Source organism: Paenibacillus hunanensis, assembly GCF_034055775.1.
Taxonomy (GTDB): domain Bacteria; phylum Bacillota; class Bacilli; order Paenibacillales; family Paenibacillaceae; genus Saccharibacillus; species Saccharibacillus hunanensis.
Genome location: NZ_CP139194.1, coordinates 200,590 through 212,008, shown reverse-complemented (window position 1 = coordinate 212,008; position 11,419 = coordinate 200,590). Strand labels below are relative to the sequence as shown.

11 protein-coding genes are annotated in these 11,419 nt (G+C 47.5%); all 11 read right to left on the bottom strand.

Annotation, left to right across the window (positions count from 1 at the left end; all coding sequences use genetic code 11):
- The 11 genes from SK066_RS00895 to SK066_RS00845 all read right to left on the bottom strand — a co-directional run bounded on the left by SK066_RS00895 (position 1) and on the right by SK066_RS00845 (position 11,299).
- Entirely contained in the window at positions 1-267 is a 267-nt protein-coding gene (locus SK066_RS00895) for a hypothetical protein (protein ID WP_320543271.1), read from the bottom strand.
- Positions 268-595: 328 nt separating this feature from the next.
- A complete protein-coding gene (locus SK066_RS00890) occupies positions 596-3,004 on the bottom strand; it encodes a polyprenyl synthetase family protein (protein WP_407673728.1) in 2,409 nt (802 codons plus the stop codon).
- A 415-nt stretch (positions 3,005-3,419) separates the two neighbouring features.
- Positions 3,420-4,493 carry an SPFH domain-containing protein gene (locus SK066_RS00885; RefSeq protein WP_320543270.1) on the bottom strand — a complete coding sequence of 358 codons (1,074 nt, stop codon included), beginning with the start codon at positions 4,491-4,493 and terminating at the stop codon, positions 3,420-3,422.
- A gap of 363 nt (positions 4,494-4,856) precedes the next feature.
- Positions 4,857-5,642: a TPM domain-containing protein gene (locus SK066_RS00880; RefSeq protein WP_407673802.1), complete on the bottom strand. Its 786-nt coding sequence runs from the start codon at positions 5,640-5,642 to the stop codon at positions 4,857-4,859.
- A gap of 29 nt (positions 5,643-5,671) precedes the next feature.
- On the bottom strand, positions 5,672-6,703 hold the full coding sequence (locus SK066_RS00875; RefSeq protein WP_320543268.1) for a TFIIB-type zinc ribbon-containing protein: 1,032 nt from the start codon (positions 6,701-6,703) through the stop codon (positions 5,672-5,674).
- Positions 6,704-6,906: 203 nt separating this feature from the next.
- Complete coding sequence (locus tag SK066_RS00870; protein ID WP_320543267.1) at positions 6,907-7,587, bottom strand: PspA/IM30 family protein; 681 nt, start codon at positions 7,585-7,587, stop codon at positions 6,907-6,909.
- 234 nt (positions 7,588-7,821) lie between these two features.
- A complete protein-coding gene (locus SK066_RS00865) occupies positions 7,822-7,989 on the bottom strand; it encodes a cold-inducible protein YdjO-related protein (RefSeq protein WP_407673801.1) in 168 nt (55 codons plus the stop codon).
- A gap of 133 nt (positions 7,990-8,122) precedes the next feature.
- Positions 8,123-8,323 carry a cold-shock protein gene (locus SK066_RS00860; protein WP_188774542.1) on the bottom strand — a complete coding sequence of 67 codons (201 nt, stop codon included), beginning with the start codon at positions 8,321-8,323 and terminating at the stop codon, positions 8,123-8,125.
- A 442-nt stretch (positions 8,324-8,765) separates the two neighbouring features.
- Complete coding sequence (locus tag SK066_RS23180) at positions 8,766-8,984, bottom strand: hypothetical protein (RefSeq protein WP_320543266.1); 219 nt, start codon at positions 8,982-8,984, stop codon at positions 8,766-8,768.
- A 48-nt stretch (positions 8,985-9,032) separates the two neighbouring features.
- Positions 9,033-9,692, bottom strand: coding sequence for a hypothetical protein (locus SK066_RS00850; protein WP_320543265.1), 660 nt, complete (start codon positions 9,690-9,692; stop codon positions 9,033-9,035).
- Between the two features lie 362 nt (positions 9,693-10,054).
- Positions 10,055-11,299: a mechanosensitive ion channel family protein gene (locus tag SK066_RS00845; RefSeq protein WP_320543264.1), complete on the bottom strand. Its 1,245-nt coding sequence runs from the start codon at positions 11,297-11,299 to the stop codon at positions 10,055-10,057.
- Between the last annotated feature and the right edge of the window lie 120 nt (positions 11,300-11,419).

Genomic DNA, 11,419 nt, shown 5'->3' with positions numbered 1-11,419 from the left:
TCAGAACATCATTGCAAACAGGCTTGCCAAATCCTGCGGCTCCACCCAAAATTCCAATGCAATGGCCATAGCAACAAGACTGATTCCCGTTATAATACGGATTCTCTTTTCACTTATTTTCGTTTTCTCAAATCCATATAGAAGCCCAAGCAATATAACTAGATACGAAACACCTTGAGCCTTTCCACCTGCTAATAAGCCGATCATATGCGACATATACAATGCGATTGCAAGCGTAATAATAAAAAGTGGAATCCGTAGCTTCATACCGCACCCTCCTTCCAGCTAAGCAGCGTATGACAAGCTCCCTCTTATCATAACGAAGAATAGAATCATTTACAAAAAAGGAAGATATCACTATACTTCTTTCTTCTGCCCAGCATCGAATGTCTAGCTGACAAAATATTGTTATGTACACTATAAAATAAAGCCAGAATGATCTTAGCATAATGCGCATATTCTACACCTGCTAAGATCATTCTGGCTCTGAACACTACCTTTCATATCCTGCTATATATCCATACCATTTCTATCCCACTTGCTCGCCTCTCATTTCATCCATCATCAAACAACTATCACATATCCAACTGCCCGCTCACCGCTCCCGATGCACAATATAATCCAGCAAATGCTTCAAAAACGGAATCCCCACTGGCAGCTTACGCAGCGCCTCCAGCGCACAGCAATAATGATTCCACATCTCCCGCCGCGCCCCAACTTCACCCAGCACCGAGACGAAGGTCGAGCTATTATTGCTCTCATCCTGACCGACTGGCTTACCGAGCTGCACCACGTCACCTTTGAAGTCTAGCAGATCATCCTTAATCTGAAATGCAATGCCCGCATGGTATGCAAATGCTCGTAGTACCGCAAGCTCCGATTCCTTCGCTTCTGCCAGCATTGCAGGCATCACGAGCGAGGCTTCAAATGCTGCACCCGTTTTGTAAAAGCAAATATCGTTCAATTGCTCCAGCGTCAGCCGCTGTCCGCGTGCACGCAAATCCATCGCCTGTCCAGTACATAACTCCTCTGCCTTTTGCGCTGAATAGTCCATGAGCTTCAATACAAGTTGAGGGGCAAATCCGCTGAGCGATGCCTGCTCGCGAATACTTTTTTGAATAAGGAACAGTCCACTCAGCTCCGCTGTCGCACTATCATGCAGTTCATGCAGTGTTGTACGTCCGCGTCGTGCTGGTGCGTTATCCTGTGACGGCAGATCGTCGAAGATCAGCGAAGAGGTATGCATATATTCCAGCGAGCGTAGCATCGGCATGACCGCCTCCTGCTGCAAGCCATAATGCCGCACCGCCATCACCCAGGCGAGAATCGGACGTAGTCGTTTACCTGATCCTTCGAGACTGTAATTGACCGCATCGATGAGCAGCTCATTCGTCGGCAGCATGCCTTCGCGCTTCTCTACCGGAAGCGTACCATTAATCTGTTCTCGTACCGTATCGACCGTCTCGCGAAACTCTGTCTGCTGCTCCCGATCCTGACGTAGATGCACCAGCATACTGTCACGCAACAGCTTATCCAGAAAATCCACATCCTCCGCATGCCGCACCATCTGCTGCACTACCCGATTCAGGCTCGGCATCCCAGCTGTAAGTAGCTCCATCGTCTCCCCATAACGGGATGCGCCCAGCCGCTCATACGCTCGCTTCAAGCCATTAATCGCCCGATCCAAAATGACCTCACGTGTCTGCTCATCCGAGCGATACACCTCATGTAGTAAATAGTGGATCACTGCCCAGTACATCTGAAACGGATTGAGCAGATCCGAGCGCTGCCCATGATATTTTAAATAGTACGTATACGGTGTTACTGCACCATTCGCTAGATCATCGAACATATCCGCGAAGTCATCGGCAAGCTGGTTATAGATACCATAGCAAAATGTCCGCAGATCAAACCCTTCGTCTTCTTCTACATTCAGGATCGAGCGTGCGACCAGACGCGAGCAAGCCGATTTTAAAATAACGGGCACGTACAGCTCCTCATTCGTGTACGTATCATTATCCAGCGTGCGCGTCCGATCCACATCCTGTGCCTGAAAAAACACATACGCCTGCTCGAAAAACTGCTGCTGCCCACCACCCGGCTGCTGTCGCGCCTTAATGTATTCAAAAGCTTCCCGTAGCTCACTATGGATGTACCGAATAAGCTCCGGCTGGCTCCCTGACCAGTCACCCAGCTTCGGCACCGAGCCCGTTAACAGAGCAGTTCGAATCAGGCGCGAATACTGCTCCTTCTCCTGCGCAGACAACAGCGTCGAATCCAAAATATCGTCGATAAATGGATAGGTCAGTCCATACGAGTACCCTAACCGGATCGCTTCATCCAATCGATGCGAGCGCTCCTGCTGCGATACCGAATCGTCCATCTCCTCGGTCGCATGCAGCACTACACCAACAATGATTTTGATTAGCTTACGCTGCGCCTGCTCGGCATTCAGCTCTGCTGGAATATTGGTCGTCACCTGCTGGAGCTTATCCAGCACCCAGATCACCGCATCCTCTACTCCTTCGCGCTGCGCCCAGCGATACACCCCATCCATACTCATAAACTCCGGTAGCTGCGTGTCAGTGGTTGTGGCTGAGCTTAGCAACTTACCTCTCAGACTGTCCACCACCTCCTGTACACGCTGCTGTGTCTGCGGTGCATCCAGCGCACGTCCCAGATCGCGCATATAGATGTACGCCACACTACGATGCAAGTAAGGATCTAGCTTGTTCGTTGTATGCAGCCAGTGGATATAACGCTGATAATCCTTAGCACTCGGTCTCTGTTTAACTGGTAGCCAGCGTGATAAACGCGAGGTGAACGATACATGCCTTCCCTTCCACTGCCGAAAATCCTCAATCAGCCCGGATTCATACGTGCGCTGCGTAACATGCTGATGCAGCTGATTAAAATAATGCACTGCCTTTTGCTCCGCTTCCGCATAGCTCTGCTCTGCCCGACTATATTCATGCTCCGTCCGATTCATAAATGATCTATTCATAAGGTCTTCCCTCAAATTCTGTTCGTTTTTTGTCGTTAGTATGAAGTAATACGTCATATAGCTTAGACGGTTACGGAATAATGTGATTGAAGCTGCTTTATGGTGTATTTTATAAATGAACTTCTGTAGAATGTACGGGCTTGTATGTATCGCAGCAACGGAACGAGCAACTCGTTTATTTACCTCTATCTGTCTATCTATCTGTCTGTCTGTCTGTCTGTCTGTCTGTCTGTCTGTCTGTCTGTCTGTCTGTCTGTCTGTCTGTCTACTAAAAGTATATCTTGTAAACGAACAAGCAACACCATACAAAAAAGCACCCCTTCCATGTGCATTAGCTAACCTGTTAAGGATTCTAATGTTCATTTTAAGGAGTGCTTCGTCATTCAATATGAATCAAAATTCAACGTCACTCTAATCAAGCCAGCTTATGCCCACAATTCGGACAGAAGTTCGCTCCTTCATTTTTCGCCCCGCAGTTCGGGCAGAAGTTCGGCTTCGTGCCGCTAGCTCCTGCTGGTGCAGAGCTGTTATTTGAGCTACCCTGTCCGCTAGTCGCATTAGCATTCTGACCATTTGCTGGATTGCCACCCTGATTGCCGTTGGCATTTGATCCATTATCTTTATTCTGCCCTGCCTGCTGGTTATTCTGGTTCATGTTTTTCATCATTTCATTGGCCATATTCATTCCCATCATCATACCCGCCATATCAGATGCCATACCACCGCCCTGCACTTTACCCGACGCGATGCCGTCGGTCATGCTCACCTGCTGGTAGCGCTGCATATCGCCGATCATGCCGTGAGAAGCGGTCTTGGTGATCATATCCTGAATTTCTTGCGGATAGCTAAAGCTCATGACCTGAAAGCCCGTAATGCCGATCCCGATCTGCATCATCTGCATATCCAGGTCTTCACGAATTCCGTTCGCGATATCGAAGGCGTTCGCTTGCAGATTGAACATGTCCTTCCCTTCGCGCGTAATCCATTTCATCAGCAGCTGATCCAGTACAGAGGTAATGCGAATCTTCACATCCTCCACCAGATAGCTTTGCTTAATGCCTGCAACCTTATCGATCAGGGCTACATAATCGCTGACTTTAAAATTAAATGTACCATTTGCACGAATCGGCATACCACCCGGAAGCTGCGGCGCTGGGATGAGAATCGGGCTCTGCGTTCCCCAGCGGACGGTGAATTCCTTTGTATTTACAAACAGCACTTCCACGCGCATACCGCTGTTGAAGCCGAATTTGAAGCCTTTGAGCGTAGACAGAAATGGAATGATATCCGATTCTACATTAAACGAGCCTTCGTCTTCGAAAATCCCTTCGATTTTGCCGTTATTCAGGAAAATCGCATCCTGCCCTGAGCGAATAATGAGCTTGCTGCCCTTCTTAATCTCTCGATTGCTCCATTTCCAAAAGATCATATCGTCGCGAAACTCTTCCCATTCAACTACGTTAGCAAACTGGTTTTTGAAAAATCCCATGGTGGTTCCTCCTCAATTGTTTTGATGGGGTGTGGAAAATTATGACTCTGCGGGTAGAGTGGGTTTTTGTGGTGTAGCAGCAACCACTCTGGGAAGGAATAAGGGGACAGGCTCCCGTCTCGCACAGGAATCTACGGAGTAGTAGTGTAGTGTAGATTCCCGTGCTCAAAAGTCGCCTTTTCCCCTTATTTCCTTCCCTCCGTTCTGTGCGTGTAGCAACATAAAATGCCTGTATAGTGCGTTGAGTCATACTTTTCCGCATTGGTGGGTATGAGCCGTTTAGTGAAGGTCAAATTCGTTCAATCCATTGAAGGCGTGTATCAATTTTTATTTTTAATTCTTACTTTGTTTCTCTCATTAACTTTAAAAAGAACCTCTACTGCCACTATGCGAATGACCGCCGCTGCTTGTTCCGCCGCCTCCACCTCCGCTGCTGCTGCTTTTTTCGATTTTGCGTTTGGAGACGGAGGTGCGGATGAAGCGGTCATGTTGATCTAGTAAACCGGAGGCGTTGGGGTCTTCGTAGGTGGCGCGGTTTACGGTGATGCGTCCGCCAGTGCGTGCAGCCATGATCCAGACGATGATGATGCCGAGTAGGATGGCAGCGGCGAGTTGAAACCAGATGTTGAGCAGGAAGCTATCGGGATTCACGCCGAGCTTGTAGTTCATGTATCGGGATGATGTCTGAATGTATTGCTCGAATGCCATTTTATAATTGCCATTGCTCAGGTAGGGTGTGATCTTTTCGCGAATCTGATCAAGACGTTGGTCGTTCAGCAATGTTTCGGCTTTACCGAAGCCAGCTAGATAGACCTCGCGATTCCGCATATCCATCGTCAATATGACCGCATTACCAAAGCCTTTATCGTATCCAAAGCCTTTGCTGTCATACAGGTCTTCGGTGAGAATCTGCACATCCTTATACTCCGGGTTGTTGGTCGTATAAATGACAAAATCCGTCTGCTGCACCGGGCCGTATTCGTTTGCCATGCGATTGACCTCTTGTCGTTCCTGATCGCTTAATAATCCGGCATCGTCGTAGACGAGCTTTTTATTCCCGACTGTAGCTGTGTCTGACGCATGTATCGTCTGAACCGCAGGCCATATCGTAAGAGCAAGGAGCAGGATCGGTAGAAGCAGTAACAGCATTCTCTTACTCGTGTTACTCGTGCGCTGCTTCACAGCAGATCACCCCCTAGCGCCCATGTGATCAGGCGTAGAGTGACGAACGTTACTACTGCAATACCAGCGAACCAGGCGAATAGCTTCCCTTTGCTCAGCGGCGGCTTACCGACGACTTTACCCGTCTGTCCATTCATGGCAAATATATATTGCTTGCTTTCAAAATCATAATCGACCATCCATACAGGCAACAGCGCATAATCTGCACGCTGCACGCGGGTATCCACATCGCGATCGGTATAGGTGACGCTCGTATAGCCAGTCACGGTAGACGAGATGGCCGCATCGATATAGCTCATCGTTTTTTCTTTGGCACGGGGGAGCAGCTGCTCATCATCGTAGCTGTATTTTTCCGCTGTATAGCCTGCTAGATAAGGTGTTTTGAACGATTTTAGCTCTGGATATGGAAAAGGCTCTAGCTTGTCCATCAGCTCATCGTTTAGCTTTTCGGAAGCGTCGATCGGCAGATTCACATAGTGCAGACGCATTTTACGATAAATGTCGTAGTAGCTTGTCTCCGTATATTCATAATCTCCCTGCCTGTACGTGCGCACACGTGTTGCCTGTCCACGCGCCTCCACCATGTTATGTAACTCATATAACCAGAATGGTACATACATACCTGTTATACCTTTAATACGATCCGCAGTCATAAAGCCTGCTGGTGTGAGCAGACCACCTCGGCACCATTTGCGAAAGGCTTCCTGAGCCTGCTGCTTGTTAATGGTAAAAGGTAGCACACTCCGCGGGGCATACGCACCGCTCAGGCGCTCACTCAATACAACAGGTGAGCCGCAAAAACTGCATACGGTCGCACTCGTTTCCGGCTCCGTGACCAGCTCTGCGCCACAGCTTGAGCAATGATACGACTGAACCTGTCCGGGCACAAATGGAACCAGACTAATCGGATCAGGCATCTGCTCAATATCGTCCTTCCTGCCACAGCTTGGACAGGCGAGCATACCGGTAGCACTATCGAACATCATACTGCTACCGCAGTTTGGACATTTATAATCGATGACAGGCATCGCTGCATTCACCTCAATTTTCAGTTACATGTATAGTCTCTCTATAGCTCATCCTGGATGCACGCTATGCACGATATCATCTCAGAGTAGAAACCCGTTTCGTACTCATTACCCTGCCATGCCCCTTCGTTAAAACCATATGCTGAGCATTCGTGCACGGTCTTTGCTCATACATCCGTATCGTATCGGAATCGAATCCGCGATCACAGCTTGCCATTCTGTTGCTTGAGCTGATCCAACTCCTGCTGCGGTGTCGGTATAGCCGTCGGATCAGGCTGTGCATTCATTCCTGCTTCCAGACGTGCAATCAGCACATCCAGATCCTCCTCCTGCTGCCCGCCTCCGCGTACCTCCGCCCATGCTTCGGCTTCATGAAGCGCCTGATTGGCACGCTCCTCCATCGCCTGCAACGCATTCGTCGCTGATCCATTAGCAGTCTGTGCATTTGCCGCATCCATTCGACTTTGTAGCTCTGTATAGCGCGTTTGCAGGCGATCCAGATCAGCCACGAGCTTGCTTTGCATCGTCTTCATTGCGGTCGCTCTGGCAGAGGCGCGCTCATAAGCGGTTTGCAGCTCTACATGCTTCGCAGCAAGGCTTGCTTTTTTATCCAGAAAACGAAGGGCTGCCGTCTCGTCTCCCTGCTGCACCGACTTTTCTGCATACCGCTGCAATTTATTCAGCTCTGCACTGCTCTCATCCAGCGCACGCTTGGTACGTGCTTCGTCTGCTAATACCGCTGCTGTCTCTGCCTTCACCTGACCCAGCTCACTCGTAAACTGCTCCATCGCCTGCCTTGCTATACGCTCAGGATTATCCGACTGCTGGAGCAAGCTATATACATTCGCTTTCATCACATCTCGTAATCGAGTCCACATGCTCATATCCGTCCACTCCTTCGTTAAAGGGTATATGTAGTATTGTACACGTTTTCTAAGGCTCAGGTTTCAATTTTCTGGATATGGACGGAGAATATGGATGCCAACTATGCACGATATCAATCTGCGATATAGGTAAAATGAACAAAACAAATAGCCGTTCCTACCCCGATAGGGGAAAACGGCTAAAACATAAGACTTATATAATTCAATCTACGATAATATAGATAGAACGCCTGCTTAGTTCTTTTTCTGATTCGGGCTTGTATTTGTTAATACAGGCAATAGTCTTTCACTTTTTTCCATTAAAGAGTCACATTGGCCGCATCTTGGCTGAACCGACAACACAAAGTTATCCCTCATCCACCCATTGCACTTTTCATTCGTACATGACCAGATCGGCGTCATTTCCTCTGGAACATCATCCATCGGGCTTTTCCGTGAATAGTACAAGCAGCATCCTTCTTTCTTCATTGGAGTTTATAAGTGAAAAAAAAGTCCCAATATGATGGTTGGGACTTTCCTACAGCATAAAAAAGTATTACAGTTTTACAACGTTCTCAGCTTGTTGACCGCGTTGGCCTTGAACAACGTTGAATTCTACACGTTGACCTTCGTCCAGGGATTTGAAGCCTTCGCCTTGGATCGCGCTGAAGTGTACGAATACGTCTTCTCCGCCTTCAACCTCGATAAAACCAAAACCTTTTTCTGCGTTAAACCATTTCACTGTTCCTTGTTGCATGTTTGTTGCCTCCTAAAAAAATAAGTTTACATGATCTTCAAACTTTAAAAAAAATCACATATTGGACAAGGCTACACGATCAAAATTGCAACCCTCTACAATATGTGACTCAGGTTCAAATTCCAATATATTTATTATAGCACATCTGAGGCAGATCAACAAGTTTATTGTGAAATGATTCAACGTTTTATGAGTAAAGATGAACGTTGCCTTGCCAGCTTCAATAGAGATGAAAACAGCAAAATTATTCGCCCCATTATACTGTTTATCCTTATCCCATCTGCTTTGTAGCGATTTAGTTAGTTGCTTCCAAATGATCTGAACATCCGTCAAAATATATAGTTTACACACCGTATGATTTCCTTATTTTCCTATCTAAAAATATAGATTGACGCTTCACTTTCTGACTTTATTCTCCCTGCTGAGCCTTTTTCCTAATCATCTAAGGCTCTACAGGCAGCTTCTCAAGCGTTGTAAAAAAGACATCCTCCAGCTCCCAGTCAAACTCATGCCGCACATACTGCTCAATCTCGGCAAGCTGCTCTTCGTTCGCATATTCGAGACAGGGACGCCCCTCGCTCCATAATACACGGCATGCAAAGGTTTCGGTTACCTTTTGAATAACATAGTCCTGTGTGACATAGCTACGGCTAACGTTCATATCGATGAAGCCTCCTGTTCGGTTGGGTGATACCGTTCTTCTCTACTTTCACTCTGCATACTGGATAAAAAACATCCCTGCATCAGCATAATCCGTTACCTGCTTGACCCGATAATCCAAAAAGAGATAACCTATACCGCCGCCAAAAATGCCTGTATATGCCGCATTCCATTTTACCAGATCAGCCTCCAGTAGCTGTCCTGCAAAGAAATACCGTGGCGACACTACAACCTGCTCCTGTAGCCAGTGTTCCCGTCCCAGCTGCTTGGACATCGCGGCGCCTTTAAATAGATGACGCGTCTCCAGACTTAGCTCTTCATCCGTCATCGGCTCCAAGCCCAGATAGCCTTCCGGTAGAACATCTATGCCGTTCGGGATATAAGGCTGAGCTGCTTGTGGATGCAGTAGCACCTTCGCATGTAATCGTGTCGATTGTGGATTCAGTTTGCCAGAGCGAACAAGCAGCTGTTCGGAAGCCTCATGCCAGCTTCGAGGCTCATCCGTAGCGGGCACGAACACCGTTATTCGTACATTTTCCGCAATCTGGGGTACAGGGAAAAAGGCAGGCGTGATACTCCATAGTGGCACCATTGGTCTGCCACCGAGCTGATCCATCGGCCAATGCTCCATATCCTCTACCCATGCGCCGCCACCAATCTGCCCGATCCCTTGATCCTGCTTCGTTATATGTATCTTACGTAAGCTCATATGATCCACTCCTATAGATGGATGCTTAATATAAAAGTTAATATAAAAGAATTGATTATCAAAACAGAAAGCTATAGTCTCGTCCTACGCTACAATCTCGCCTTACTTTACTATCATAAGATGTTATGTATCGCCTTTCAACTCAAAAGGCCACTGCCACCAGCCAGTACAGATCCATTGTATGTTCATCAGATCGCCCGATTCGATCTCAGATGCTCATTCCCTTAATGGAACTCCGTACTGTACTAGCCAATCCTAGTAGTGGCAATGGTTCATTTTCACAAATAATAGTCATTCGTAACCGTAACTACAACTACAACTACAACTACAACTACAACTACAACTACAACTACAACTCAATTCTACGAAATCACCGACTCTTCCTTCAACTGCACAATATCATGCCCGGTCGGATTCTGGAACGCACGCAGCCCAAATGTCGGTGCCACCGCGAAAATATGATCAAAAATATCCGCCTGAATCCCCTCATACACCGCCCACGCGATATCATTACTAAACGCATAAATCTCCAGCGGCAATCCGTTATCTCCCGGCTCCAGCTGCCGTACAATCAAGGTCATATCCTTATGAATCTGCGGATGATTTTGCAAATACCGATGAATATACTCGCGAAACACACCAATATTCGTGAGCTTTCTGCCATTCACATTGCTCTCCCGGTTAACCGCATGCTGCGCATTGTACGCCTCGATCTCATCCGAACGAGAAGCGATATAATCGGAAATATAGTGAATTTTGCGGAATTCCTCAATCATCTCCGGTGTGCAAAAGCGAATACTGCTCGTATCGATACGTATACTGCGCTTAATCCGTCTACCGCCGGCTGCCTGCATCCCACGCCAGTTTTTAAACGAATCCGAGATCAGCGCATAGCTTGGAATCATCGTAATCGTCTTATCAAAATTCATCACCTTGACCGTATTCAGCGTAATATCGATCACATCGCCATTCGCATCATACTTGGGCATCTCAATCCAGTCACCGACGCGTACCATGTCATTGGAGGATAGCTGAATGCCGGCTACCAGACCGAGAATCGAGTCTTTAAAGATCAACATCAGCACCGCCGACAATGCGCCCAGTCCACTCAAAATAATAAGCGGATTCTGCCCGATCAGATTGGAGATAATGATAATGCCGCCGATAATAAACAGCACGATCTTCGCCACCTGAATATAGCCACGAATCGGACGAATCTTGGCAACTTCAAATGACCGATAGATCGCATCAAACGCATTCAGCAGCGCATCCAGCACAAGAATCGCTACAATAATCGTATACGTCATCGCCGCTTTCTCGATCAGCCCTTGATACGCTGGGAAGACAGACGCGGAATAGTAGATGATGATCGCAGGTACGAGCTGAGAGAGCTTGTGGAATACACGTTTCTCCACGATGATATTATCCCAGGTGTACCGGTTGTTGTTGACGATGTGTATAATAGTGCGAAGCACAATTTTCTGCGTAATCCAGTTGGCTAGAATACAAACGACCGCGATGAAAAGGATCATGAGGATGTTCGCGGCATAGCCGATAATGGCTTCGTTCATCCCTAGCTGCTGGAGTAGGTTCTTGATAAAATTCATTGTTGTGTAGGTTCCTCCTTGCTGTAGACGTACGGGTTTATTATAAAGGAGTAGCCGTATGGATACAAAATCGGAGGAACGCAAACCAGTGGATGACAGACAGCTGTAACTACAATAGGA

Coding starts and splice junctions, on each gene's coding strand:
- SK066_RS00860 (WP_188774542.1), bottom strand. CDS start 8,323: ATGCAACAAGGAACAGTGAAATGGTTTAACGCAGAAAAAGGTTTTGGT.
- SK066_RS23180 (WP_320543266.1), bottom strand. CDS start 8,984: ATGAACGTTAGCCGTAGCTATGTCACACAGGACTATGTTATTCAAAAG.
- SK066_RS00845 (WP_320543264.1), bottom strand. CDS start 11,299: ATGAATTTTATCAAGAACCTACTCCAGCAGCTAGGGATGAACGAAGCC.
- SK066_RS00870 (WP_320543267.1), bottom strand. CDS start 7,587: ATGAGCATGTGGACTCGATTACGAGATGTGATGAAAGCGAATGTATAT.
- SK066_RS00885 (WP_320543270.1), bottom strand. CDS start 4,493: ATGGGATTTTTCAAAAACCAGTTTGCTAACGTAGTTGAATGGGAAGAG.
- SK066_RS00850 (WP_320543265.1), bottom strand. CDS start 9,692: ATGAGCTTACGTAAGATACATATAACGAAGCAGGATCAAGGGATCGGG.
- SK066_RS00880 (WP_407673802.1), bottom strand. CDS start 5,642: ATGCTGTTACTGCTTCTACCGATCCTGCTCCTTGCTCTTACGATATGG.
- SK066_RS00865 (WP_407673801.1), bottom strand. CDS start 7,989: ATGACGCCGATCTGGTCATGTACGAATGAAAAGTGCAATGGGTGGATG.
- SK066_RS00890 (WP_407673728.1), bottom strand. CDS start 3,004: ATGAATAGATCATTTATGAATCGGACGGAGCATGAATATAGTCGGGCA.
- SK066_RS00895 (WP_320543271.1), bottom strand. CDS start 267: ATGAAGCTACGGATTCCACTTTTTATTATTACGCTTGCAATCGCATTG.
- SK066_RS00875 (WP_320543268.1), bottom strand. CDS start 6,703: ATGCCTGTCATCGATTATAAATGTCCAAACTGCGGTAGCAGTATGATG.